Raw genomic sequence first — 25,635 nt, forward strand, 5'->3', positions numbered from 1 at the left:
CCGGTTTCAAGCACAGTCACAGAATCGTAATCTATCCTGCTCCTACCAACGTCCAAGCGCAATCTTTTGCGATGCAGCACACCTCTGAAGAGGATGATTTTCGTGGAAATCATCGGTCGACCGGGGCGATACTGCCCGCTTCGGGCTTTTACGCCTACGCTGCTCTCACAAAAATTGTGCGCCTCTTATAGTTAATCAATCGTAAATATTGTTTCGTGGCGCAATTAAGACGAGCAACAAATGCAAAAGGCCCCGCTGATGCGGAGCCCTTGCTTTTTTGACATCGCTTCGACGCTCTACGCCGAAACGTTGCCCTTCTCTTCCTTGCGCTCCGCATAGATGTAGAGCGGGCGTGAATTGCCTTCGACCACATCGCCGGAGATCACAACCTCCTGCACGCCGTCAAGCGTTGGCAGTTCATACATCGTATCGAGCAGGATTTTCTCCATGATCGAACGAAGGCCACGCGCACCGGTCTTGCGGGCAATGGCCCGCAGAGCGATTGCTTTCAACGCATCTTCATGGAACGTCAGCTCGACATTTTCCATATCGAACAGGCGCTGATACTGCTTGACCAGAGCGTTCTTCGGCTCCGACAAAATCTGCACCAGAGCAGCTTCATCAAGATCCTCGAGCGTCGCGATAACAGGCAGACGACCAACAAATTCGGGGATAAGGCCGAATTTCAGCAGATCTTCAGGCTCAAGCTCGCGAAAGATTGCGCCAACACGGCGTTCGTCCGGGCTTTTGACCGCAGCACTGAAGCCGATGGACGTTTTCTCGCCACGCGCCGAGATGATCTTGTCGAGACCGGCAAAAGCACCACCGCAGATGAACAGGATGTTGGTTGTGTCCACCTGCAGGAATTCCTGCTGGGGATGCTTGCGTCCACCCTGCGGCGGAACGGAAGCGACCGTACCTTCCATGATCTTCAAAAGTGCCTGCTGCACGCCCTCGCCCGACACGTCGCGGGTAATCGACGGGTTGTCGGACTTGCGGCTGATCTTGTCGACTTCGTCGATATAGACGATGCCGCGCTGTGCCCGCTCGACATTATAGTCGGCAGACTGGAGCAGCTTGAGAATGATGTTCTCGACATCCTCACCGACGTAACCGGCTTCCGTCAGCGTCGTCGCGTCTGCCATGGTAAACGGCACGTCGATGATGCGGGCGAGCGATTGCGCCAGATAGGTTTTGCCGCAACCGGTTGGACCAACGAGAAGGATGTTGGACTTCGCCAGTTCGACTTCATTGTTTTTCGATGCGTGGGCCAACCGCTTATAGTGGTTGTGTACCGCGACAGAGAGAACACGCTTGGCATGGTTCTGACCGATGACATAATCATCGAGTACAGCCATGATTTCCTGCGGCGTCGGAACGCCTTCACGGGATTTCACCATCGAGGATTTGTTTTCCTCGCGGATGATGTCCATGCACAACTCGACGCATTCATCACAGATGAAGACAGTCGGGCCCGCAATCAGTTTGCGAACTTCGTGCTGGCTCTTCCCGCAAAACGAGCAATAAAGCGTATTCTTTGAATCACCGCCGCCGTTGCTGACTTTGCTCATTGCAGTTTCCTTTCAGTATCGGCGCCCTGTTTTGCCGGGAACCGTTCACCCCCTTTGGACTATGCCCTGCGGGGAATGATTCGAATAGTAATTCGAAGAATAGGCTTCCTCTACTCACCAATGACTTAACGTAACGTCTGTTGGCCTGCATGCAAGCCGGTTGTGTGGCAAAAAGTCCGCATCCGGGTCAAAAAAAGTTCATTCTTGGCCCGGTGCGGCCATTTAGCCGGTTACTTTGCGTCGCCTTCGATGATCGCACGGGATTCAAGCACCTTGTCGATCAATCCGAACTCAAGTGATTCCTGTGCCGTCATGAAGTGATCACGATCGAGAGTCTTCTCGATTGTCTCGTAGTCGCGGCCCGTGTGCTTGACGTAAATCTCGTTGAGGCGGCGCTTCATTTTGATGATGTCCTGGGCGTGGCGCTCGATATCCGAAGCCTGACCCTGGAAACCGCCTGATGGCTGGTGAAGCATGATGCGGGCGTTCGGCAGAACGAAGCGCATATCCTTTTCACCGGCGGTCAGCAGGAGCGAGCCCATCGACGCAGCCTGACCGAAGCAAAGGGTCGATACGGCAGGACGGATGAACTGCATGGTGTCATAGATCGCCATGCCAGATGTGACGACGCCGCCGGGTGAATTGATGTAGAGATTGATTTCTTTCTTCGGATTTTCCGATTCAAGGAACAGGAGCTGGGCGCAGATCAGCGTCGCCATGCCGTCCTCGATCGGGCCGGTAATGAAAATGATGCGTTCTTTCAGCAGGCGCGAGAAAATATCATAGGCCCGCTCGCCCCGGTTGGTCTGCTCGACGACCATGGGTACGAGGTTCATTGCTGTTTCGATTGGATCTCTCATCGGTGGGCCTCAGCGTTTTGGAGAACAAGGGGTTTGAACGCCCCAAGATTCGTGGATTACACTTTCGATACATAGGGTGTTGCCGCCCTGTTCCGCAAGATGTTCTGCACTTTATCACCCAAATCGGCTATTGCTGGAAGCTCCGGGGTTTCGCGCAAAATCTCGCAATCATACCCGAAATCGGAATGTAATAATGAGAGTCAAGGCCCACGAGATAAGTTCCGATGTCCATGATGCAAACGAAACGGGGCTGCTTTGCTTGCAACCCGGTTACGCTCAAGGGTTAAGAATAAGCCCGCGCTGGCCCTCTACATACGTCCATATTGATCGCGAGGCGTTCAACCGCTTGCTTGCGGTGCGCGAAGAATTGCCAGAGGGCGTCACGTTGATCCTCACCAGAGGTTACGAACAGGCGCATTCGAGACTTGGCCTTGTCAGGCGCGTTTCGCGGCAAATGGGAATAAAGCTGTTTCAGATCCTGTATAACCAGCGACGCTCAGAAATCGCCGAGATATTCGGTGCCAACGGACATGATGTTAATGGAACGCATATCGATGTCTCAATTGCGGTTGGCCAGAAGAGGTTGCGGTTTCTCCCGCTCGGCGTGTTCACACCGGAATCGTGGCAGAAAGCCAAGGTCCGGCGTCATCAGCCTGATATCGAGGCCGTGAAGGCCAAACTAAGGGAACATGGCTTCCACATCCATCACAATCACACCGAAAGTCTCCAGATTCACTGTGACTTGATATCTCCCAAGACTCCTGATCATGACGGAGTACTACAGGGGGCCGTTTAAGCGGCTTCCGCCAGCAACCAGCGCTTGAGCAGGGGTACATCGCCGGTTCCCAGCGCCTGCGCCACACGCCGCCCGACCGCCGCGCCGAACTTGTATCCGTGTCCGGAACAGGCAGAGACAACCAGACATTTCCCCTCGTCCATCGCGAAAAATCGGCTATCCGAGGTGAACGTGTAGGCGCAGGTGACAACATTGGTGACTGTGTATTCGCCGATCCGCTTCATAGGCGGTGCGAAGAGATCGCGGATCGCCTCACCCTCACCCGCTTCCGGAACCCGGCGCAGGTCAGCATCAGGCGATTTGCGCTTGTGCAGACCAGAGCCGAATTTCAGGCCGCCGCCACCACTTGCGGGAATGATGTAGCCATCCGTGCGTCCACCCACATCGAGTACAACCGGAGAACTATCCCATGCGGCTTTTAAATCCGCCGGTGGTTCAAGATAAACGACGGCAGTGCGGTAGGTAGTGAGCGAAGATGTCACGCCGGGGAAAAGTTTTGTGACCCATGCGCCCGCCGTAACAACAACCCTGTCGGCGGTAATCATCGTTCCGTCCGCAAGCGCGACCGATCCGGCGGCACTGTCAACTGCGGTGACTTTTGTATTTTCCAGAACCACCGCACCATGCGCGCGCAGCCAGCGGGCGATATCAGTGGCGATCTTCCTGCAATGCAACGCTCCCCCCTCCGGCGAGAAGAATGCATACCGGAATGTTCCTTCTTCCAGATAGCCATAGCGTTTCACCGCTTCCGCTGGCTCATATATCTCCAGCGGATAACCGCCGCGCTCCAACCCCTCGCGATATTCCTCCGCTTCATCATCAGCTTGTCGCGAAATGCAGATGAAGCCGCGCGGATCGAGATGCGTCGTTCCGATATCCTGCCACAGCTCGTCCCACGCCTCATAGGCTTCCGAGATTGCATCGGCATAACCACCAGCGGCACCATAGGCACGGCGGATAATACGATGGTGATCGCCGGAAGCCGCCAGCGGATTGGGAATAGGTCCCTGCTCGATCAACGTCACAGAATGGCCCGCCTTGGTCAGCGACCATGCGCTGGACAGTCCGGCAATTCCTGCCCCGACGATGGTGATTTTCATGATTGTGTCCTGCTATGACTTATGGAGGAGGAAGATTCGCATGCAATATGAAACCATTCGCATCGATTGCTCAAACATTTTCGATGAAGACAGCTTTCACAGCGTTTTTGCCGCGACGTTTGGTTTTCCTGCATTCTATGGTCGCAACATGGATGCGTGGGTCGATTGCATGACATCGCTGGATGAACCCGATGACGGCATGACCACCGTTACGGTCGAAAGGGGGGGCATCGTGGTGTTGCAGCTTGATGCAATCGCTCAAATGCGGGATCGTTGCCGCCGTACATATGACGACCTTCTCGAGTGCTCTGCTTTCGTCAATTGGCGCCGTATGCAAAGCGGCCTCAAGCCTGTCCTCTGCCTGTCTTTTGCCTGACCCTGACGGTACATCAATCATGAATCCCATGCCCGCCCCCTTCCACTTCAATCCTGCCAATCGCCATCTGAAACTCGATCCGCACGATCAGCCCTTCGTCCAAGACCCCTATGAGACTTACGCGGCACTGCATGCGCAGACATCGACGTTCTTCTGGGAGGAATACGGTTTCTGGTGCTTCATCGGCTATGACGGCGTCAATAAATTGCTGCGCGACCGACGTTTTGGCCGGGAGAACCGCCATGGCATTGCGGATTCGCAGGGCAATAGTGGCGACCGCTCACATCTGAAAGATTTCGATCATGTCGAAAAATTCTCGATGCTGGAGCTTGAGCCTCCCACGCATTCGCGGTTGCGTACGCTGGTCAATCGCGCATTCGTTTCCCGGCAGGTAGAACGCCTGCGCCCGCGCATCGAGGTTTTGGCGCATGAGCTGATCGACCGGTTCGAGGCCAGGGGTGAAGCCGACCTTATCGCGGATTTTGCCACGCCCATCCCTGTTACGGTCATTGCCGAGATGCTTGGCGTACCCACCGAGGCCGCACCGCGATTGTTGGATTGGTCGCACCGGATGGTTGCCATGTATATGCATGGCCGCAACCGGCAGTCCGAAGACAGCGCCAATGCTGCCGCTGCAGAATTCTCGGGTTTTCTCCGCGACTATGCTGGACAGCGGCGCGCCGAACCGGCCGACGATCTCCTTAGCCTGCTGCTGGCGGCCGAAGCAGATGGAGCAAAACTGTCAGAAGATGAGCTGATCACCACGGCAATCCTACTGCTCAACGCCGGTCACGAAGCGACGGTTCATCAAACCGGCAATGCGGTGAAAACCATTCTGGAAAGTGGCCGTAATGCCGCGGAACTGTTGCGGGACACCGATGCAACGGTGCAAACCGTTGAGGAATGCCTGCGATTTGACGCGCCGCTGCATATGTTCACGCGCTACGCCTATGAGGAGATCGATCTTGGCGACGGTATCGTTGTGAAACCCGGTGATCAGATCGGCCTGATGCTGGGTGCGGGCAATCGCGATCCTGATGCCTTTGCCAATGCGGGATCGTTCATGCCGGGACGATCCGACCAGAAAAACCTGTCCTTCGGCGCCGGTATCCACTTCTGCATCGGCGCACCGCTGGCACGGCTGGAATTACAGGTTTCGCTGAAAGTGCTGTTCGACCGCCTGCCCGGGTTGCGTTTGAAGGAACCCCCACGCTTCCGCGATAGCTATCATTTCCATGGATTGGAAAGGTTGGTTGTGGAGTGGTGAGTGGTGAGTGGTGAGTGGTGAGTGGTGAGTGGTGAGTGGTGAGTGGTGAGTGGTGAGTGGTGAGTGGTGAGTGGTGAGAAACGATCATCGACCCGCCCCCGCCGTCAACCCCTTTCCCTCATGGTGAGCTTGTCGAACCACGATGAACCATTGGTGCCAGACTGCCCGGTTCAAAGCTTGGTGCGTGGTTTGACAGGCTCACCATGAGGGAGGTAGGAGCGCTTCACGGCCGGATTACATATTCCTTGCGGGTGGTTTCAGTCACTTCCCAGGTGCCGCGAAAGCCCGGTTTCAGTACAAAACTATCCCCGGCCTCCAGATGGCGCTCTTCACCACCCTCTTCCGTGACAATCGAGCGACCGGACAGGATGTGGCAGAATTCCCATTCGTCATAGGCAATACGCCATTTGCCCGGCGTTGCCTCCCAGATCCCGGCATAAAGACCACCTTCCGCCTCATCGCAGTTCCATGTGCGGAATTGCGGATCGCCGGAGATAACCCGGTCCGGCGCCGGTGCGCCGTGTTCAGGGTCAATGTTACCGAAATCGATACGGACAAAATGTGTCATGGGTTCATCCTGCCTTTGTCAGTGCCTGATCGAGATCAGAGATAAGATCCTCGACGGTCTCGATACCAATCGACAGCCGCACCACATCGGGTCCCGCTCCTGCAGCCACCTTTTGCGCGTCGCTCAACTGCCGGTGCGTGGTCGATGCCGGATGGATAATCAGGGATTTCGTATCGCCAATATTGGCCAGATGCGAAAAGAGCTGCAGGTGCTCAACCAGTTTGACACCCGCCTCATAGCCGCCCTTCAGGCCAAAGGTGAAAACAGCACCGGCACCGCGCGGCGCATATTTTTGCTGCAACGCGTGGTATGGATCGTTTGGAAGTCCCGCATAGCTGACCCAAGCCACTTTCCCGTGGGTAGAAAGCCATTCGGCTACTTTCAGCGCATTATCCGCATGGCGCTGCATGCGCAGTGGCAAGGTCTCAATTCCCGTCAGAATCTGAAAAGCGTTGAACGGCGATAAAGCTGGTCCAAGATCGCGCAAACCAAGCACACGGCAGGCAATGGCAAAGGCGAAATTGCCAAATGTTTCGTGCAGCACAATGCCATTATATTCACTGCGCGGCTCGGATAGCAGCGGATAATTGCCGGATTTTGACCAGTCGAAGGTGCCGCAATCAACGATCACGCCGCCCATGGAATTGCCATGGCCACCCAGAAACTTGGTCATGGAATGCACGATGATATCGGCACCGTGCTCGATAGGCCGGATGAGATAGGGCGATGCCAGCGTGTTGTCGACGATCAGCGGCAGACCATGTTTATGGGCGATTTCGGCAATCGCCTCAATATCGGTGACGATACCACCCGGATTGGCAAAGCTTTCGATGAAGATGGCGCGCGTCCGGTCATCAATCTGCGCTTCGAACGAGGCGAGATCATCCGGCTCCGCCCAACGCACAAGCCAATCAAAAGATTTGAACGACTGGCCGAACTGATTGATCGAACCGCCATAGAGCTTTTTGGAGGCGATGAAATTATCGCCGGGCTGCATCAATGTGTGGAAAACCAGCAGCTGCGCCGCATGGCCCGATGCGACTGCAAGCGCAGCGGTGCCGCCTTCAAGCGCCGCCACCCGTTCCTCAAGCACCGCATTGGTCGGGTTGGTAATGCGCGTGTAGATATTGCCGAACGCTTTGAGACCAAACAGCGATGCCGCATGGTCGGCATCATCGAAAACAAAGGCTGTCGTCTGGTAGATCGGCGTAGCACGCGCTCCCGTTGCCGGATCGGGCTGGGCGCCCGCGTGGACGGCAAGAGTTTCAATTCCGGGTGCGCGATGCGCCATGGTTCATCTCCCTGTCATCAATGATTTGCCAGAGGCTATGGGATTGCGGCTTTAACGCCAAATCATTTTGGCTGTCTTAAACCAAAACTCTGGAACCCCTGCCGCATCTGCGGTTTTTTCGCCGATAGAACCCGCGAATTGACGCCGCTCCAGCCGATCTCGCCGCACAGCCGCGCATATTCAATCTTCGGGCAGCGATTCATGACCACCTGAATGCCCGCAGCCTCGGCTTTGTGCGCCGCTTCATCGTGGCGAACGGTCAGTTGTGTCCAGATGACTTTCGGCAGCGGGCGCAGCGCCAGAGCTTCATCAACAATGGCAGGCACTGCATCGGAGGCGCGAAATACATCAATCATGTCGATGGGATCAGGGATATCGGCAAGACGCGCATAGACCATTTGCCCGAGAATCTCCTTGCCCGCCTGCCCCGGATTAACTGGAATCACCCGATAACCCTTGGCAATCAGATATTTCATCACAAAAAAGCTCGGCCGCACCTCATTGGTGGAAGCGCCGACCATGGCGATGGTTTTGACCGAAGAGAGAATGCCGCTGATATATTCGTCGGGATAATAATCGTGATTCGTCGACATCTACTCAATACCAAAGGCTTGCTTCAATATCGCGTATAGCTGCCTTCCAGACTCCTCATCGAGTTGAAACGTCTGACTCAACTTTCCTTTGTCTTGTCGCGACGAACGTCCGAAAGTGGAGATCTGAAGCACCCGTTTGTCATCGTACTCGTGAATATAATATTTTGCTTCAATCGAATCGTGGAGTTGAAACCGATCCATCTGCCCTTTTTCAAAATCTGTAATTCTCGCCATTATTCGCCCTTCCATTCAGCCTTGCGCTTTTCGATGAAGGCGTTGATGCCTTCTTCCGCATCGCGAGCCAGCATGTTTTCCACCATCACCTCAGCCGCATAATCATAGGCATCAGACAGGCCCATTTCCGCCTGCCGGTAAAAGGCTTCCTTGCCGATCTTAACGGTCAAAGTCGATTTCTCTGCAATGGTTTGGGCGTATTTCCTGACAATCGGATTCAGGTACTCCTGCGGCACCACCCGGTTGATCAGGCCAAATTCCCGCGCGGTCGAAGCATCGATCGTCTCGCCGGTCAGCAGCATTTCCATTGCCTGTTTGCGCGATACATTGCGCGACACTGCAACCATGGGCGTGGAGCAGAACAGCCCGATATGGACGCCGGGCGTGCAGAAAGTGGATTTGTCGGAGCTGATGGCAAGATCGCAGGAGGCCACAAGCTGGCAACCGGCAGCTGTTGCAAGGCCGTCAACGGCAGCAATCACCGGCCTTGGATGGTGGACAATCGCCTGCATCAGTTCGGCACAAAGCTTCATGGTCTGTTCGAAGAATGCGCGCCCACGGTCGGCATCCTGCCGATGCGCGGTCAATTCCTTCAGGTCATGCCCGGCGGAAAACAGCTTTTGCGCCGAATCGATAATGATGACGCGGACCGCCTTGTCATCGCGCGCGCTGAGCAGATGATCCAGAAGCAATTGCATCATGGCAATCGAAAGCGCATTGGCTGGCGGATTCTGCAATGTCAGGCGCAGCACGCCCGAGATGAGTTCATACCCGATGATTGGTTCATCCTTCCGGATAACGTGAACTTCTCCCATATTGCTCCTCATTTCCATGCGCAGACGCCCCAATCAGAGGCTTGTCCATTGCTTATAAAGCGGTTTGATCGAACTTAAATGCTTTTTGACAATAGCCAGATTCTCCGGTGATGGCCGTGCCTTCTCCACCGCTTCCAGCCCTGCTTTCAGGCCATCGATCATATCGGCCTTCTGCTTGTCCGTGAGATTGGGCGTTGATGGGATGGTAGCAATCGCCTTTTCCACCTCCTCGCGCGGATCAGGATTGGTGAGCCAGTGATAGGTCACCATGATCGTTCGCGTGGTTTCGCCCCAGTCATTGAAATCCTTGAAGCCGTATTCCGCCGCTTTCCTGTCCAACCGCGCCGCCGCTTCCGGCGAAGTGGCATTGCCTGCCGCTTCCTGCTTCATCTGCGCGCCCACGGCGGCAAAGCTGTAAAGGAAGCGCTTTATAATGTCCTGCGTGAGTGTCACCGGCCGCACGGGCAGGCTGAACGGTTCAATCTGCGGCGCAATCTGGGCGAAGGACGGTGTTATAGAGTTTGCCGCAAGAACGGCGATGACAAACAGCGTGGTTCGAAGCAATTTCATGACTGGCTTCCTTGCAAAGAAGACACGGATGGCTAGGAATATCAGTGAATGTGCTGTGAGAACAGATGGAGCGTACCTGTGGGGACTGCAATGAATGTAAAAGCGTTAACAGCTTTTCTCGAGCGTGAATTCCCGCAGGTGAACGCAGATGGCGTGGCTTATACGGTGACTGGCGCCGGCCCGGGGTATGCCACCATGCGACTTGACCCGGCGGACAAACATTTGCGTCCGGGAGGGACCGTATCAGGCCCGACGCTGTTTGCCCTTGCCGATATTGCCGCCTATATCGCTATCCTGGCGCAGATCGGCCCTGTAGCGCTGGCGGTGACGACCAATCTCAACATCAACTTTCTGCGCAAGCCTGAACTCGGCCCCATCGATGCCACGGCAAAGCTGCTCAAGCTGGGCAAACGGCTCGCCGTGGTGGATATTTCGTTGACCAATGGTGGAGATAATGAACTCGTGGCCCATGCAACCGCGACCTATTCGATTCCACCGCGTTGATGAGCCCGTTATCGTAAAACACGCCTGTAAGCAGCAAAAACGCAGAAAATTGAGCCGAAGATTATGTGGTAATATAATACCTTTTTTCTAAATCATTGTTTTTATTATTGTATTTGTCAAAAAACAGAAAAACATCCGCTTGACGCGATCAGCATAGGCCGGTATTGAACCCCTCGACTGCCGTAGGTTCTTCCTGCGGCATTTAACTGTTGTGTGAATGGCGACCATCCACACAACGCAAGCAACAAGAAAAGCCTTCTTTTATGAAGGATGATCTCAAGGACGAACACAATGGCTACCTTCACTCAGAAGCCAGCAGATGTGACGAAAAAGTGGATACTGATTGACGCCGAAGGCCTCGTCGTCGGACGTCTCGCTTCCATCGTTGCCAACATCCTGCGCGGCAAGCACAAAGCAACCTTCACTCCCCACGTTGACGATGGCGACAATGTCATCATTATCAATGCTGAAAAGGTTGCACTCACCGGTAAGAAGTTTACCGACAAGGTTTACTACTGGCACACCGGCCACCCAGGTGGCATCAAGGAACGCACTGCCCGTCAGCTGCTCGAAGGCCGTTTTCCGGAACGCGTCGTTGAAAAGGCTATCGAGCGCATGGTTCCCCGTGGCCCGCTCGGCCGTCGCCAGATGAAGAACCTCCGCGTTTACGCAGGTTCCAATCACCCACATGAAGCTCAGGCACCAGAAGTCCTCGACGTTGGCGCGCTGAATTCCAAGAACAAAAGGAGCGCATAAGAATGGCTGAGCTCAACTCGCTCGCAGATCTCGGTACTGCCGCCGCATCGACGCAGGCAGCTGCACCGGTTCATGTCCAGAAGCTTGATGCCAAAGGCCGTGCCTATGCAACCGGCAAGCGTAAAGATGCGGTTGCCCGCGTCTGGATCAAGCCAGGTTCCGGCAAGATCATCGTCAACGAAAAGGAATACGGCAAGTATTTTGCCCGTCCGGTTCTCCAGATGATCCTGCAGCAGCCAATCGTTGCTAGCAACCGCGCTGGCCAGTACGACATCATCGCTACCGTTGCTGGTGGTGGTCTGTCCGGTCAGGCCGGTGCCGTTCGTCATGGCATTTCCAAGGCTCTCACCTACTTCGAACCTGCCCTGCGCGGCGTTCTGAAGAAGGGTGGTTTCCTTACACGCGACAGCCGCGTTGTTGAACGTAAGAAGTACGGCAAGGCGAAGGCCCGTCGTTCCTTCCAGTTCTCGAAGCGCTAATACAGCGTTTCAATTGGACAGAACAAAAAGCGGGCCCTCGGGTCCGCTTTTTTGTTGCCAATAAATGCGGTTACGGTAGCTTCGCCGTGGTTCGACAAGCTCACCATGAGGGAGAGTGAGGATGCAACGATAATCCTCAACGTTGCAGATCACAAAGGTTGCAGAATATGGTTCCCTTTCATTACCCGTCTCCCTCATGGTGAGCTTGTCGAACCACGCACTACGGAAAACGCAGAATTCCCCGGAGTTAGAAATCCAATGCCATCGAAGACCATTGATCACGCCTTCACCGCACGGACATTGACCAGCGCAGCGAGCGATCCCACGCATGCGGGGGCGCTGTCATTCATGCGCCGGCGCTACACCAAGAATCTCAACGGTGCGGAAGTGGTTGTATGGGGCATTCCCTTCGATGCGGCTGTTTCCAACCGACCGGGTGCGCGGTTTGGCCCGCAGGCGATCCGGCGGGCATCGGCAATTTTTGACAATGATCCGCAATATCCGTTCCAGCGCGATCTGTTTGAAGACCTCGCCGTAATTGATTATGGCGATTGCCTGCTTGACTATGGCAATCACCAGAAAACCCCTGCAACGATTGAGCGGGAAGCAGCCAAAATCATCAAATCAGGTGCATTCCTGCTCTCCATGGGCGGCGATCACTTTGTAACATGGCCTATTCTGAAAGCGCACGCGGCCAAGCATGGTCCGGTTGCACTGGTGCAGTTCGATGCACATCAGGACACATGGTATGACGACGGCAAGCGCATCGATCACGGCTCATTTGTCGGGCGGGCGGCGCGCGACGGCGTTATCGATCCTGCCCATTCGATTCAGGTGGGTATCCGCACCCATGCGCCAGATGATTGCGGCTTGCAGATCGTTTATGGCTATGAAGTGGAAGAAATGTCTGCCGCCGAAATTGCCAAGGCGATCATCAAACGCACCGCGGGCAAGCCTGTCTACCTCACCTTTGACATTGATTGCCTTGATCCGGCATTTGCGCCCGGAACCGGCACGCCGGTTGCTGGTGGTCCGTCCTCGGCTAAAATCCTTTCCGTGCTACGGCATCTGACAGAACTCAACATTGTCGGAGCGGACGTGGTTGAAGTCGCACCTGCTTATGACCATGCGGATGTAACGGCAATCGCGGGTGCCACAATAGCGATGTACTATCTTGGTATTCTTGCGGAGAAAAAAGCCAAGCGATGAAGCTGATAATTTGATTCAGGGTTCTTATATGTTGAATCCGGTTTTCTCGCTAACTCACTGAATACCAAGCTCTAAGGGCATCTCACATGAAACCGAAAATCTTTATCGACGGCGAACACGGCACCACGGGACTACAAATCCGGACGCGGCTTGCGGGCCGTCATGATCTTGAAGTGCTGTCCATTCCGGAAGCTGAGCGGCGCAACAAGGATCTGCGCGCCGATTTCCTGAAGGGCGCTGATGTGGCCATTCTCTGCCTGCCTGATGATGCATCGAAGGAAGCTGTGTCTATTCTTGAAGGGCATAACTCCACGCGCATTATCGATACATCAACGGCGCACCGGATTCACCCGGATTGGGCCTATGGCTTTGCTGAACTTGATCGCGCCCAGCGGCAGAAGATTTCCGATGCGCGGCTGGTGGCCAATCCCGGCTGCTATCCGACTGGTGCGATTTCACTGGTTCGTCCCTTGCGCGATGCGGGTATTCTCCCCGGCGATTACCCAATCACTGTTAATGCGGTGTCCGGCTATACCGGCGGCGGCAAGCAGATGATCGCACAGATGGAAGACCCTGCTAATCCTGATCATATCAGCGCCAATAACTTCCTTTACGGTCTGCCGCTCAAGCACAAGCATGTACCCGAGTTGCAGACCCATGGTCATCTGGACCGGCGTCCGATTTTCAGCCCCAGTGTTGGCCGCTTTGCGCAGGGTATGATCGTTCAGGTCCCGTTATTCACCGGTGATCTCAACGGCAATGCCTCGCTTGAAACCATCCACGCAGCCTTGCAAGCACATTATGACGGCCAGAACATTGTTCAGGTCGTGCCGCTGGCGGAAAGTGCAGCATTGGCAAGGATCGACGCGGAGGAACTGCGCGATACAGACATTATGAAGCTGTTCGTGCTGGGCACGCCGGGTCAGGGAGAGGTCAATCTCGTCGCTGTGCTCGACAATCTCGGCAAGGGCGCCTCGGGTGCGGCGGTGCAAAATCTGGACCTCATGCTGAACAATGGCTGATCGCATTCCGGAGATTTTTCCTACGGAATGGCAGGTCTCCTCGCCTGAATTGATCGTTGAAACCCATACCAGCCGCATCATCAAGGTGCGGCTGGACAATGGTACGCCCGCTATCGTCAAGGCGCTCAATGCAACCGGCGTGCAGGAAGAACTGCGCGGCGTGCATTATCTCGACTGGCACGATGGCAAGGGAGCCATCCGTGTGCTGGCAGAGAAGGACAATCTGCTGCTACTCGAATATGCCGGCAGCCGCACCCTGCTCGACCATCTCGATGAACATGGCGATGATGCCGCCACGGCTATCGCGGTTGATGTGATGTTGAAGCTTTTGAACAATAGCGGCAACAACAGACCCTTTGCACCGGACCTGCGCCCGCTGCGCGAACAGTTTGCCAGCCTGTTCCTGAAAGCGGCAATTGATCAGCAGAATGCCACAGACAGTCTTTTTGTCGAAGCGGCGAAGGTGGTTGACCATCTGCTTGATAACCCACTGGATGTTCAGCCACTGCATGGCGATATCCATCATGAGAATATTCTGCTGGGGGATCGCGGCTGGCTGGTCATCGATCCCAAGGGGCTTCTGGGCGACCCGATGTATGACGCGGCCAATATGTTCTACAATCCGTTGGAGCGGCAGGATTTGCGCGCCAGTGAGCAGCGCATTGCCACGATGGCGCTTACCTTCTCCCGCGCATTCAACCGGGATATCCGCACCATCCTCAATTATGCGATGAGCCACGCCTGTCTGTCGGCGTCGTGGCATACGGAGGATGAAAATTTTGACGAAGCAGAACGAAGCCTTACCGTGGCAAAGGCGGTACAGCGCGTGCGGGCATCACTGGATTGAGCGCCTGACCAGTCCTGCCACTGTCACAAAAGTAAGAACCCCAAGAATGCCGACCATTGCTGCAACTGACAAAGCCAGCGTGGGTCCCAGTTTTTCCATGATGAATGCGAAAATGAATGGTGCGGATGATGAAACGATCAGCCGCGCCGAGGTGATCTTTCCGAGAATCTCGCCATAGCCCTGATGACCAAACAGGGCGAGCGGCAATGTGCCCTGCACAATGCTGTTGAGGCCTGATCCCATACCAAACAGCATGGCGAACAGCACCGCGCCGACAACAAGCGGCATTGGTTCGGGGGCAATGAGCATCATGAATGACAGGGGAATTAACGCGGTCGACAAGACTGCAATCGACATGGCAGAAAGCTTGTTGCCGAAAACCATATTCACGAGACGCGCAGCAAATTGCGACGGGCCAAAAATGGCACCGACAAGCACGGCCGACGTGCCAACGCCAACAGCAGCAAGCACGGGTACGAGATGCACAAGCATGGCTGAAAGCGAAAAGCTTGCGAGCGAAAACCCGGCCATGATGAGCAACAGCGCCGAACGTCTGCTTTCAAGCGGCAATAGCCCACTGACGGCATCAGCTGGTTCCTGAGAGACTTCCCCATGCAGTTTTGGCGAACGCCGTGTCATCTGTGACAACCAGAAATGGATAGGAAAGCAGATGAAAAACTGTAGGCCCGCATAGAACAGATAAATCTCGCGCCAGGTAAAAACCGTCAGCAAACGGGTGGCCAGCGGCCAGAACAAGGTTGAGGAAAACCCCGCGATCAGCGTCAGATAGGTAATGCGGCGTGAAGCCATCTGCGGATCGATCTGCACAAGAACCGCGAAGGCAGTGTTATAAAGAATGAACGGCGTTGCCATACCGGTTGTCACAAGCGCCGGAGCAAACCAGAGCCAGTTCTGCGACAGAACACAAAGAACCAGTGACAAGGTGGCGGCGAGCGAACCGAATGTCATCACCCGCCCTGCCCCGAACCTGTCAGCCCAGCGGCCTGACCATGGGGAGACGATACCGCCAATCAGAAGCGTTCCGGAAAATGCCGCATAGAGCCATTCACGCGATTGGCCGAATTCCTGCGCCATGGCGGGTTCGAGGATGCTGAAGCTGTAATAGAGTGTGCCGTAGCTGACGATCTGCGTGACTGCCAGACCTGTCACAGCGGCCGTGGAGCGTCTCGCACTTAGGATCATGATTCTGGCTTTCGAAGCGGCGGGAAAGCTTCGCAGACCATAGCCAGCGAAGCTCTCAAATCACTACACCGAGTCTGCCTGCAAATACAGATTACACGCCGTAACCAGCACCGATTTTTGCTTCCGAAGGATACGCACCCTTGGTGGCGCGCCAATGAGCCACGGCAAAGCCGAGAATCACAATGGCAAATCCCTGATGCAAAAGGCCAAGGCTCATCGGCACCTGCATCAATAGCGTGGTAATGCCGATGGCGGCCTGCAGCAGCACCAGAACAACCATGAATATGGCTCGCCGCGCGTGGGTGGTGCCGGGCAAGCGGCGCACTGTGGCAAATGCCTGCCAGAGTGCGGCAAGCAGCACAAAATAGGCAAAGCAGCGATGGACAAATTGCACCAGCTTCGGATTTTCAAAGAAATTGTGCCAGATCGGCTGGATCGGGAACATATCGCCGGGAATGACTGCCCCATCCATCAACGGCCATGTATTGTAGGAAAGCCCGGCATCGAGCCCGGCGACGAGCGCCCCAAGATAAATCTGGATAAAGACAAACAGCACCAACCACCCGGCAAGCCGTTGCGTGCTCCTGTCGGCGGGTCGTTCGGAATAGACAGCCAGACCGCGCGCCACATACATCACAGCGGCAAAGATGATGCAGGCGAGCGTCAGATGGGTTGCCAGACGATACTGACTGACATCCACGCGTCCACTCAAGCCGGAGGCCACCATCCACCAGCCCACAGCACCCTGCAGGCCACCAAGCGCCAGAATGCCGATCATCCGAGGTTGCAACAGCCGCTCAAGCCGACCCGTGATCCAGAAAAAGGCAAGCGGAATGGCCACAAGAAAGCCAACACCCCGCGCCAGAAAGCGGTGTGACCACTCCCACCAGAAAATGCGCTGGAATTCACCCAGACTCATGCCCTTGTTGAGTTGCTCATACTGAGGAATAAGCTTGTATTTGTCGAACTCCTCAAGCCACTGCTCATGGCTCAGTGGTGGAATAATGCCATGGATTGGCTTCCATTCGGTGATTGAAAGACCTGAACCAGTCATGCGTGTCGCGCCACCAACCAATACAATCGTCGCGAGCACTATCAGCACGAGATAAAGCCAGATGCGGATCATTCTGCGGTTGCGGGCTTCGCGATCCCGGGCGGAGGACACAGCGCCTTCGGACATGGTGTGGGCAGCCATTCAAAATACTCCTGTCATCAGGCCGTAAACTCATCAATCGAGTCGAACTGGTATGAGGCTTTCGACCATATCGATGCGTTTACGGCCTGAGCGGATAGGTGCAGCATAAGCACCCGCATGACAAGCGGGAGTTACGCGACAAGCCGTCGCGTTTTTAACCCACGGTGGGCTTTTTTGCTTTGCGCATGCGGTTTAACCCGGTAGACCAGTCGCCAAAAGAATAATGATCTCGATTGGAGTGGATGAATGCCTGTACGGCTCAAGAAACTTATCGGAACCGTCCTGCTGGTCACTCTGGTTTGCGTCTACGCCATTGTCGCTACGATTTTTGCGGTGGCGCTGCTTGCCAATGCCAGCCCGTGGATTCACCTGATTTATTTTCTTGGAACCGGCCTGCTCTGGGTTATTCCGGCCATGTTCATCATCAGCTGGATGGAAAAACCGCCAAAGAAGAAAGCCTGAATTCAGGCCTGTATGACGCGTCTTCCCGCATTGGCGATCGGCGTCGTGACCCCGCTCATCATCGTCTGGGCATAGACCAGCTTCTGAAAACGGCCATTGATAGAGATTCGCGGCAAAGCATGCAGATTATTGCTATGTTCGACATGAATGGTGCCATGCCGGGTCGTCACCGCTGACTGAAAACCCTCAGCTGCGGCAATTTCCGCCTCGCGCTTGCCCGCCGCTTTGGCTGAACCATAGGGAAAGGCAAAATGCTGCGGCCGCCGCCCAAGCTTGTCTTCGATCATATCGGCTGACAGGCGCATTTCCTGCTCTACCATTCCTGATGTCAGCTTTTTCAGGTTGTAGTGGTGAACCGTATGGCCGCCAATCGTACACAGCGGATCGCTGTTTATCTGGCGCAGCTCGCTCCAACTCATGACGTCGCGATCCTGCGGCACACCGCACACTATCCCTTCGGCTTCACACAGTTCACGCAGAACCGGCATCTGCTCGATTTCGGTCAGCGTATATGAGAAATACCGCATAAGCGCATGAAATGCTGATCTTTTCTGGAAGAGCGTACCGCATCGCCATTCCGGGCCACCCGGAATCCTCACAAAGTCCGCCTTGGCCACGAGACTTTCCACCACTTCCCACCACAGAACAGTAGCGCCCTCGATAAATCCCGGCGCTACATAGACGGTGAAAGGCACTGAATACTTCTGGAAGACCGGATAGGCATGGTAAAAATTATCATTGTAGCCATCATCAAGCGTCACGGCGACAAAGCGCCGGTCAGGCCGCCTTCCCGCTTTCACGCGTTCAACCACCTCATCCATCGAAATAAATTCAGTGCCTTCGGCTTTCAATGAGACGATGATCTGTTCGAGAAAGGCTGGTGTGATGGACAAAGAACGGGTGACACCCAAGGGGCTGATACAATCGGGGCGCACCCGATGCAGCATGATGACAGACCCCAATCCGCCAAAATGGTCGCGCGCAGTCGATGCAAAACCCGTATGCCAGGCCAGTCGCATCACAGCCTTCCGTATCAAGTCGGCCGCGTGGACCATTCCTTCACCAATTCGCGCTAATCAAGGCATTATGAGACGAGGTTCTGAGCAGCCTTTCATGCAGACTAAATGTTTATATAAGGTTGATCAATGTGGTGGCATTTGATGCAACGCCACTTTCACTGGAAACAGCAATGACTCGTCCACGACTCGATGCCAAAATCATTGCTGAACCCGGCGAAACAGCGGAGTTGTGGCAATCACTTCCCGAAACCCATGTGTTCGGTCCGGCCCAAACATCTGACTGGTTTTCGCTATGGCAATCCAATGTCAATCGCGACTGCCTTCTTGCCTGCCTATATGCGGGAGAAACAGCCGTCTTCGTTCTGCCGCTGGAGATCAACCAGATTGGACCGTGCCGGATTGCCGCCTATCCCGGCGGCCCGCATGCCAATTGCAACTTTCCGGGTGTTTCTCCTGCGCATCAGATCACCAGTGATGATCTGAAACGCCTGTTCGATGCTTTGCATCGGGTGCGGGCCGATATCGACCTCATATCGCTGGAACGGCAACTTCCAACATTGGATGGTTATGAAAACCCGCTTCTGCAGCTTCCAAGCCGGGAAAATGCCAATATCAGTCTCGCCATCACGCTTGACCGGAATTTTCAGACGGTTCTCGAGCGCCATAACGCCAAGCGGAAATGGAAAAAATACCGCAATACTGTTCGCAAGTTTGAAGAGGCGGGCGGATACCGGATTGTCACCGCCACAACCTCAGGCGAAACCGATGCCATGCTTGAGAACTACCTTACAAACAAGGCGGTGAAATTTGCAAAATCCGGCATCAGGAATACTTTTGAACCACAGACAATCCAGAGTTTCTTCAAAGAGCTTTTTGCGCGGCATGCCGGGAAGGTAAATCCGTTGTTCCAGCTCAAGGCGCTTGAGGTTGCCGGGCAATATCGCTCCGTGCTTGGCAAATCCTGGGCAAAAAGCCAGACTTTCATCGATTTTATCGGCATTACTGAAGACGCGTTGAACAATGCCAGTCCCGGCGAATTCCTGTTCTTTGAAGATATCAGGGACAGCTGCCAAACCAGCCTGTCGGTTTACAGTTTTGGCGTTGGCGACGAGCCCTACAAGCGCAGCTGGTGCGATCTTGAAACAGCTGTTTATGACACGCAGATCAGCCTGACAGGCAGAGGCAAAGCCTATGCGGGATATCTCGTCACGCGCGGGAAACTCGTGCGCGGCATCAAGAAGAATGAGCGCCTCTGGACGGCAGTGAAGAAAATGCGGTCCCGATTGTTGGGGCGTAATTAGAGCGCCGTGCGGATAATCGCGCCGTCATCAAGCTCCAACGCACCATCCTTGAATGGGGTCAGAAGCTCCGGCTTGATGAAGCCGCCGTCGAAAATCGCCATGGATATCGCCTTGACGTCTGCATCATCAGGGTTGATCAGGCTCATTACAAGCTCGGAGCCATCATCGACAATGTGCTTCAGTTCGTCCGCCGTGGCTGGTCCGCTATCCACCACTACCAGATCATAGGCTGATTGCAACGCATTGAGGATCATCGGCAGGCGCCCGATAGACTGCATGGCTTTTGCAGGATCATGGGTGCCAAGCGGAATAATTTCCGCTTGTGAGTAATGATCGGCATGAATGACTTCGCTGAACGGCTGTTCGCTCGCCAGAAGATCGGTCATGCCAGCCAGATCCTGACCGTCGAGCATGGAGCGGCCCATCTGGCCCGATCCGGTCATATCAAGCAGTACAACCCTGACACCGCGGTCAGCAAGTTCCCGCACCAGCAGAATGGTCAAGGCTGATGCTTCGTCGCCCTCGGGCGAGACGATTACAGCGCGCGCCGCACCACTTGCCATCAACCTGTCTGCAACGGCCGAAATACCGGAATGATCTGCTGGGTGTTCAACGCTTGCGGCAGGCGGCGTGAATATGGGTGCGGTTACGGCAGGCGCTGGCGGTTCGTCTTTGTGCGGTGCGGTGATGGTTTTTGCAACCGGAGCCAACACGACGGGCTTGGTTGCCGCGACCTTTGTTTCGACGGGAGCAGCTTTCGCGCGAGCCGCTTGCGCCGGGCGCAATGCCCGTCCGCTAAAAAGCGCACTGAGCAACGTTCCAATACTCAAGGCCAGCAAGGAAGCGACAAAAGCGGCAGCTGTCATCGGCAGCACTTTCGGGAAATAAGGCTCTATCGGCTTGTCGGCACGCGAGAAAATTCGAACATCCGCCGGCAGATAACCGCGATCGGTACGCGATGACGCCTCACGATAGCGGGTAAGATAGGATTCAAGCAATTGCCGCTGCGCTGTTGCTTCGCGCTCCAATGCCCGCAGTTCGACTTCTTCTTCCCCGGCCTTGGAGGATTGTGCCTTCAGGCCGTTCAGGGAGCGGTTCAGTTCTGTCTCGCGCAGGCGCGCGGTCTCCGCTTCACTCTCAAGACCTGTGAGTACCTTGCGGGCTTCAAGCCTGATCTGCTGGTTAAGATCGGCCAGCTGCGAGCGCAAAGCCTTGATGCGCGGATGACCGCTTAATAGAGAGGCAGAGAGGTCGGCGATATCATTGTTGAGCTGAACCTGGCGTTCACGCAGCCGCTGGATCAGGGGCGATGCCATGACACTTGGTAGTGTCTCGACCGGCGCGCCCTTGGCAAGCGCAGTGCGGACGCTGGTCGCATTGGCCTCGCTTGCCGCCTTATTGGCACGCACGCGCGACAGTTCCGAAGACAATTCGGACAGTTGCTGTGTCGCCAGAACAGCATTGTTCTGGCCAATCAACAGGTCGGACGAGCTGCGATAGGCAGCAACCTTGGCTTCGGCGTCCTTCACCCGCTTACTCAAATCAGCGATTTCAGGCTCAAGCCACCCGGTGGCGTCGGCATTCGATTGTGACTTCGACGCCTGCTGCGTTGAAACATATTCATCGGCAATAGCGTTCGGCACGGTGGCAGAAAGCGCCGGGTCCTTCGACGAAAATTGGATAACGATCACGCGAGAGTTCTGCACGCTGTAGACAACCAGACGATCCCGCACTGCCTGCAGAATATAGTCATCCCGCGCCGTTGCATCAGGATCGGTGGCAAGACCGATTCCCGCCAGCAAACGCTTGATCGCCGAAGGTTCAGCACCAGCAGCCAGTTCCGCATTGTTTCCAAGATCAAGTTTTGCGATGACCCGCTTCAACAGATCCGATGAGCCGATGAGTTCCACCTGGCTCTTGATTCCCTCCTGATCGAGAACTGGCCGGTCGTCGCCCTGATCGCCAGTAGGGCGCGTAAAGACAGATTCGCGTGTCTCGATGAGAATGCGCGTTTCGGCGCGGTATTTCGGCGAAATGAACGAAAGAATAAGGAATGCCAGCAATGTCAGGAGGATTGCGCCCAGCAAAACCCGCACCCTGTTTTGCCACAAACTGGCAAAGAGAGCGCCGATATCAATATCTACGTCACTATCGACAGAGCCAGCCCGAGGCATTCCCCACTCCACTTTGAATGCCGCAATGGTAAAGACCTATGGTAACCAGCGGGTTAAAATATTCAGAACTATCAAGAACACGGCATAACTAAAGTATCAGCACAATTTACCAGCCATTAACCCTAATGAACTGATAATCCCGCACAGAGTCGAGCGAATTCGTCGCCATTGTTGCAAGGGTATTTACGGTGTTCAGCAAGCAAATCTTTCTGGTAGCGATCAGCGTTGTGTCCATGGCACTTGGCGGCTGTGCGAGTTATCGCCCTGCCCCTGCGGCATTCCATGAGGCTATCAACAAGCCCTATCTGCTTGATGCGGGTGATCGGATACGCCTGACCGTCTTTGAACAGGAAGGCATTACCAATACCTATAGCGTCGATCAGGCCGGTTATATCTCCGTGCCACTGATCGGCAGTGTTCCCGCCCGCGGCAAGACCATTCAGCAGATCGAGGCAGCCGTTGCGGCCAAGCTGCGCAAGGGCTACCTGCGCGATCCTGATGTTGCGGTGGAAATTGACCGCTACCGCCCGATCTTCGTGATGGGTGAAGTCGGTGCAGCTGGTCAGTATTCCTACGTTCCCGGAATGACCGCCCAGAAGGCCATTGCTGCTGCCGGTGGTTTCAGCGCTCGCGCCAATCAGGCGGATGTGGATATTACGCGCCAGCTCAACGGCGAAATTCTGACGGGCCGCGTGACCATTTCCGATCCAGTCCTGCCCGGAGATACAGTCTATGTACGTGAGCGCTTCTTCTGATCTTCCTGCATGATCGACAAACGGTCCCTTCGAATTGTTCATTGCTTTCGCGCACCTGTCGGAGGAATATTCCGCCATGTGCGCGATCTGATTGATGCCCAGATAGAAGCAGGGCATCAGGTGGGTATCGTTTGCGATGCATCCACCGGCGGCGATTTCGAAGAAGCGCTGCTCTCAGATATGCAGGACAAGCTCGTATTGGGGCTTAGGCGCATTGCCATGCAGCGGCAGATAGGCCCGCGCGATGCAATCGCCGCCGTCCGCACGTACAGGACAATCAAATCAATGCAACCCGACATCCTGCATGGACACGGCGCCAAGGGCGGCACCTATGCCAGGCTATTCGGCACGCTGCTGCGGTTATCGGGAAATCGCGTTGCCCGTTTTTATTCGCCGCATGGCGGCAGTCTGCACTATGATCCCAAGACAATGGCGGGGCGCGGGATTTTCTTCATTGAGAAGATCATGGAGAGGATGAGCGACCGGATCATCTTTGTTTCCGCCTTTGAACGCAGTGTTTACACCAGCAAGATTGGCGCACCGCGCTGCAAATCAGCGCTGATCTATAATGGCCTCACGGATAAGGATTTTGAACCGGTTCAGGCCAATAAGGATGCGGCGGACTTCCTCTTCATCGGCGAACTGCGCACCCTGAAAGGCCCGGATATCTTCATTGACGCACTGGCCAAAGCGAGCATCGCAAGTGGGCGCGCACTATCCGGCGTGATCGTGGGTGACGGTGCGGAACGTGCGAGCCTTGAGAAGCAAGCTGTAGCAGCCGGGATCGACGCGCATATCCGTTTCTTCAAACCCATGAAGGCACGGGAAGCATTCCGCCTCGCCAAAGTCGTGGTGATTCCGTCGCGTGCAGAGGCCCTGCCCTATATCGTTCTGGAAGCGCTGGCTGCCAGCAGACCCGTTATCACCAGCCGTATCGGCGGCATTCCCGAAATATTGGGCAATGATTCCCCTGCTCTGATGAGCCCAAATCCACAGGAACTTGCCGAGAAAATGCTTGTTGTTCTCAGCGACCTGACTGCCTTTCGCGCCGCGCTCCCTGATAGCAATAGATTGCGGCAAAGGTTCAGTGTGAAGGCGATGGCCGCACAGCTTGAGAGCGAATATTTTGCGGCGCTTAATCCCCCGCTGGTCTGAGACGTGAAGCACGGCCTCCCACAGGAGACCGTGATGGCCAATTTGTTCGGCTATGCCGGGTTCATGGCAGCAAAGATTTCCTCGTAGCGATCGTCCCGTTCGGCCCAGCGTCGAGCTTGGTCACGTTCGAGCAACACCTCACCTCTTGGGTGATCTCCCCGCTCCAGCAGTTGCATCATCTCCGCGAGATAAGCATCGAGAGGCATGGCACGCGGATCGGTTATCTGATGTGCGCCTGTAAGCTTCGTCTGCACATAGGGTGGTGAAAGCTCAAGCACTTCAACGGGGACTTTACGGAGCTGATGGCGCAGCGACGTAAGCCAGGAGTGCAGAAACGCCTTGCTGGCGCAGTAGGTCGGAAAATCGGCACGCGGCACGAAGGCGAGAGCGGAACTGGTTGCCATTATCGTCGCGCCGGGCCGGTTTTTCAGGATCGGCAAAAATGCCGCTGTCGCGCGCATCACGCCCATGATGTTGGTCTCCACTATCAACTGAGCGGCGGAAACGTCCCAATTCTCGTCTGTCATATCCTCCGGGTGAGAGATGCCAGCATTCGCAACAAGCACATTAAGTTCGGGAAAGCGGGTGCGAACGTCGCGTTCCAGCTGAACCAAAGAGTTCGGGGCGCCAAGATCAAGCGGCATTCCCATCAGGCCGGGTCGACCCGCCGTAATCTCTTCGAGGACGGCCAAGCTCCGCCCTGTGATGATGACACGGTTGCCGCGGTCATGGAAGGCTTCAGCGAGCGCCCGCCCGATACCACTCGTGCCACCCGTAATGAGGATCGTATTGCCTGTCATTTGCATAATTGCTGCTCCTTTGTTTCGTTCTTGCGGTGATTGATGGATTGATCGCGCGGCTGCTTTTTCAATGCGCGTTGACAGCCGCCGCCGTTCGGCGCGCGTGTCTGTAGGCGGTTCGGCAATGGGACAGATGGCGGCGCAAATTGCGCCGCAGAGCGCAGGACGAAGATCGTCTCGACTTCGAACCACACAGGGGCGCAGACCCGCGCGGCGCGCAGGGTTATACCGAGAGCGATGTCGGAGAAGGCCGTGAAACGGCGAGTGGATGGAAGTTGGGGAAATAGCATCATACCTTGCGCCTCTTACCCCGAGAACTCCCAGCTGGGACCCTCTCGGCAAAGGACGCGTTGGATGACGGTAACGCCTACGACAGTGGCTGCACGAGCAACTGTATTTGCGAATTAGCGCGGCACGCCGTTGTTGTCAACCAGAGTCCAAGCCGCTGCAGCGCGCATTTTCATGCAAGTATTTTTAATCATATCCGTGCTATTACGGAGCTATAAAAAATGTTCAGGGTGCAGCATGAAAGACAGAAAAGGGGAAACCAAATTCTCGCGGGATGCCGTGCGCGATCTCGCGTCCAGTGCCGGTTCTGTGCCAAAAGAAAAAGTGGCACTCAGCCCTGTCGCCTATCAGATAGCGTCGCAATATGCGCGCACCAGCAATTCGCCTGTCATGATCAGCGGAATCATGCGGATTGTCGAATTCCT

General features: G+C 55.3%; 28 protein-coding genes and 1 pseudogene. 14 read left to right on the top strand and 15 right to left on the bottom strand.

Annotation, left to right across the window (positions count from 1 at the left end; translation table 11 throughout):
* Positions 1-296: 296 nt before the first annotated feature.
* Both clpX and FHW17_RS24300 read right to left on the bottom strand, forming a co-directional pair.
* Positions 297-1,571, bottom strand: coding sequence for an ATP-dependent Clp protease ATP-binding subunit ClpX (clpX, locus tag FHW17_RS24295; protein ID WP_091883798.1), 1,275 nt, complete (start codon positions 1,569-1,571; stop codon positions 297-299).
* A gap of 230 nt (positions 1,572-1,801) precedes the next feature.
* Positions 1,802-2,431 carry an ATP-dependent Clp protease proteolytic subunit gene (locus tag FHW17_RS24300; RefSeq protein WP_091883799.1) on the bottom strand — a complete coding sequence of 210 codons (630 nt, stop codon included), beginning with the start codon at positions 2,429-2,431 and terminating at the stop codon, positions 1,802-1,804.
* 193 nt (positions 2,432-2,624) lie between these two features.
* Here FHW17_RS24300 and FHW17_RS24305 point away from each other — a divergent pair, with 193 nt between their 5' ends.
* Entirely contained in the window at positions 2,625-3,227 is a 603-nt protein-coding gene (locus FHW17_RS24305) for a hypothetical protein (RefSeq protein ID WP_210276019.1), read from the top strand.
* Here the strand turns inward: FHW17_RS24305 and FHW17_RS24310 are convergent.
* Positions 3,224-4,327: an FAD-binding oxidoreductase gene (locus FHW17_RS24310; RefSeq protein ID WP_112529523.1), complete on the bottom strand. Its 1,104-nt coding sequence runs from the start codon at positions 4,325-4,327 to the stop codon at positions 3,224-3,226. The two genes, FHW17_RS24305 and FHW17_RS24310, sit on opposite strands and share 4 nt — an antisense overlap.
* Before the next feature lie 40 nt (positions 4,328-4,367).
* Here FHW17_RS24310 and FHW17_RS24315 point away from each other — a divergent pair, with 40 nt between their 5' ends.
* Both FHW17_RS24315 and FHW17_RS24320 read left to right on the top strand, forming a co-directional pair.
* Positions 4,368-4,703, top strand: a complete 336-nt coding sequence (locus FHW17_RS24315; RefSeq protein WP_112529521.1) for a barstar family protein — start codon at positions 4,368-4,370, stop codon at positions 4,701-4,703.
* 19 nt (positions 4,704-4,722) lie between these two features.
* Positions 4,723-5,970: a cytochrome P450 gene (locus FHW17_RS24320; protein ID WP_246707022.1), complete on the top strand. Its 1,248-nt coding sequence runs from the start codon at positions 4,723-4,725 to the stop codon at positions 5,968-5,970.
* A 223-nt stretch (positions 5,971-6,193) separates the two neighbouring features.
* On the opposite strand, the gene FHW17_RS24325 is transcribed toward FHW17_RS24320, so the two are convergent.
* From FHW17_RS24325 to FHW17_RS24350, 6 genes are all read right to left on the bottom strand, one after another.
* The gene (locus tag FHW17_RS24325) at positions 6,194-6,538 is read right to left on the bottom strand and encodes a cupin domain-containing protein (RefSeq protein ID WP_182510994.1); all 345 of its coding nucleotides are present in this window, start codon (positions 6,536-6,538) and stop codon (positions 6,194-6,196) included.
* Positions 6,539-6,542: 4 nt separating this feature from the next.
* Entirely contained in the window at positions 6,543-7,829 is a 1,287-nt protein-coding gene (locus FHW17_RS24330; protein WP_112529517.1) for an O-acetylhomoserine aminocarboxypropyltransferase, read from the bottom strand.
* Between the two features lie 62 nt (positions 7,830-7,891).
* A complete protein-coding gene (locus FHW17_RS24335; protein WP_112529515.1) occupies positions 7,892-8,422 on the bottom strand; it encodes a CoA-binding protein in 531 nt (176 codons plus the stop codon).
* The gene (locus FHW17_RS24340) at positions 8,423-8,656 is read right to left on the bottom strand and encodes a methionyl-tRNA formyltransferase (RefSeq protein ID WP_112529513.1); all 234 of its coding nucleotides are present in this window, start codon (positions 8,654-8,656) and stop codon (positions 8,423-8,425) included. It abuts the gene before it with no gap.
* Entirely contained in the window at positions 8,656-9,471 is an 816-nt protein-coding gene (locus FHW17_RS24345) for an enoyl-CoA hydratase (protein ID WP_182510995.1), read from the bottom strand. The genes FHW17_RS24340 and FHW17_RS24345 overlap by 1 nt, the downstream gene beginning before the upstream one ends.
* A 33-nt stretch (positions 9,472-9,504) precedes the next feature.
* The gene (locus tag FHW17_RS24350; protein WP_113097757.1) at positions 9,505-10,041 is read right to left on the bottom strand and encodes a hypothetical protein; all 537 of its coding nucleotides are present in this window, start codon (positions 10,039-10,041) and stop codon (positions 9,505-9,507) included.
* 90 nt (positions 10,042-10,131) lie between these two features.
* On the opposite strand from FHW17_RS24350, the gene FHW17_RS24355 reads away from it, so the two are divergent.
* The 6 genes from FHW17_RS24355 (at position 10,132) to FHW17_RS24380 (ending at position 14,858) form a co-directional block, all read left to right on the top strand.
* Positions 10,132-10,545 (top strand): PaaI family thioesterase, encoded by a 414-nt coding sequence (locus FHW17_RS24355; protein ID WP_182510996.1) that lies wholly within the window; start codon positions 10,132-10,134, stop codon positions 10,543-10,545.
* 291 nt (positions 10,546-10,836) lie between these two features.
* The gene (rplM, locus tag FHW17_RS24360) at positions 10,837-11,301 is read left to right on the top strand and encodes a 50S ribosomal protein L13 (protein WP_091883815.1); all 465 of its coding nucleotides are present in this window, start codon (positions 10,837-10,839) and stop codon (positions 11,299-11,301) included.
* A 2-nt stretch (positions 11,302-11,303) separates the two neighbouring features.
* A complete protein-coding gene (gene rpsI, locus FHW17_RS24365) occupies positions 11,304-11,780 on the top strand; it encodes a 30S ribosomal protein S9 (protein ID WP_112529505.1) in 477 nt (158 codons plus the stop codon).
* Between the two features lie 258 nt (positions 11,781-12,038).
* Entirely contained in the window at positions 12,039-12,989 is a 951-nt protein-coding gene (speB, locus tag FHW17_RS24370; protein ID WP_112529503.1) for an agmatinase, read from the top strand.
* Positions 12,990-13,075: 86 nt separating this feature from the next.
* On the top strand, positions 13,076-14,011 hold the full coding sequence (gene argC, locus FHW17_RS24375) for an N-acetyl-gamma-glutamyl-phosphate reductase (RefSeq protein ID WP_182510997.1): 936 nt from the start codon (positions 13,076-13,078) through the stop codon (positions 14,009-14,011).
* Complete coding sequence (locus tag FHW17_RS24380; protein WP_182510998.1) at positions 14,004-14,858, top strand: aminoglycoside phosphotransferase family protein; 855 nt, start codon at positions 14,004-14,006, stop codon at positions 14,856-14,858. Before argC ends, FHW17_RS24380 begins: the two co-directional genes overlap by 8 nt.
* Here FHW17_RS24380 and arsK read toward each other — a convergent pair.
* Together arsK and FHW17_RS24390 are read right to left on the bottom strand one after the other, a co-directional pair.
* On the bottom strand, positions 14,847-16,061 hold the full coding sequence (arsK, locus tag FHW17_RS24385; protein WP_182510999.1) for an arsenite efflux MFS transporter ArsK: 1,215 nt from the start codon (positions 16,059-16,061) through the stop codon (positions 14,847-14,849). The genes FHW17_RS24380 and arsK overlap by 12 nt on opposite strands.
* Before the next feature lie 91 nt (positions 16,062-16,152).
* Positions 16,153-17,256 (bottom strand): COX15/CtaA family protein, encoded by a 1,104-nt coding sequence (locus FHW17_RS24390; RefSeq protein WP_182511000.1) that lies wholly within the window; start codon positions 17,254-17,256, stop codon positions 16,153-16,155.
* Positions 17,257-17,502: 246 nt separating this feature from the next.
* Between FHW17_RS24390 and FHW17_RS24395 the strand changes: the two genes are divergently transcribed.
* The gene (locus FHW17_RS24395; protein WP_091883830.1) at positions 17,503-17,718 is read left to right on the top strand and encodes a DUF2842 domain-containing protein; all 216 of its coding nucleotides are present in this window, start codon (positions 17,503-17,505) and stop codon (positions 17,716-17,718) included.
* Positions 17,719-17,720: 2 nt separating this feature from the next.
* Here FHW17_RS24395 and FHW17_RS24400 read toward each other — a convergent pair whose 3' ends face one another.
* On the bottom strand, positions 17,721-18,737 hold the full coding sequence (locus FHW17_RS24400) for a polysaccharide deacetylase family protein (protein ID WP_182511001.1): 1,017 nt from the start codon (positions 18,735-18,737) through the stop codon (positions 17,721-17,723).
* Between the two features lie 170 nt (positions 18,738-18,907).
* On the opposite strand from FHW17_RS24400, the gene FHW17_RS24405 reads away from it, so the two are divergent.
* Positions 18,908-20,038: a GNAT family N-acetyltransferase gene (locus FHW17_RS24405; protein ID WP_182511002.1), complete on the top strand. Its 1,131-nt coding sequence runs from the start codon at positions 18,908-18,910 to the stop codon at positions 20,036-20,038.
* Here the strand turns inward: FHW17_RS24405 and FHW17_RS24410 are convergent.
* Entirely contained in the window at positions 20,035-22,212 is a 2,178-nt protein-coding gene (locus FHW17_RS24410; RefSeq protein WP_182511003.1) for an exopolysaccharide transport family protein, read from the bottom strand. The two genes, FHW17_RS24405 and FHW17_RS24410, sit on opposite strands and share 4 nt — an antisense overlap.
* Before the next feature lie 233 nt (positions 22,213-22,445).
* On the opposite strand from FHW17_RS24410, the gene FHW17_RS24415 reads away from it, so the two are divergent.
* Entirely contained in the window at positions 22,446-22,967 is a 522-nt protein-coding gene (locus FHW17_RS24415; RefSeq protein ID WP_112529613.1) for a polysaccharide biosynthesis/export family protein, read from the top strand.
* Positions 22,968-22,976: 9 nt separating this feature from the next.
* On the top strand, positions 22,977-24,122 hold the full coding sequence (locus tag FHW17_RS24420) for a glycosyltransferase family 4 protein (protein WP_182511004.1): 1,146 nt from the start codon (positions 22,977-22,979) through the stop codon (positions 24,120-24,122).
* Between the two features lie 50 nt (positions 24,123-24,172).
* On the opposite strand, the gene FHW17_RS24425 is transcribed toward FHW17_RS24420, so the two are convergent.
* Both FHW17_RS24425 and FHW17_RS24430 read right to left on the bottom strand, forming a co-directional pair.
* Complete coding sequence (locus tag FHW17_RS24425; protein ID WP_182511005.1) at positions 24,173-24,928, bottom strand: SDR family NAD(P)-dependent oxidoreductase; 756 nt, start codon at positions 24,926-24,928, stop codon at positions 24,173-24,175.
* Entirely contained in the window at positions 24,919-25,215 is a 297-nt protein-coding gene (locus tag FHW17_RS24430; protein ID WP_182511006.1) for a hypothetical protein, read from the bottom strand. Before FHW17_RS24430 ends, FHW17_RS24425 begins: the two co-directional genes overlap by 10 nt.
* 232 nt (positions 25,216-25,447) lie before the next feature.
* On the opposite strand from FHW17_RS24430, the pseudogene FHW17_RS24435 reads away from it, so the two are divergent.
* Positions 25,448-25,635, top strand: a pseudogene (locus tag FHW17_RS24435) (undecaprenyl-phosphate glucose phosphotransferase); the annotation flags it as partial.

Source organism: Phyllobacterium sp. P30BS-XVII (genome assembly GCF_014138335.1).
GTDB classification, from domain to species: Bacteria; Pseudomonadota; Alphaproteobacteria; order Rhizobiales; family Rhizobiaceae; genus Phyllobacterium; species Phyllobacterium meliloti.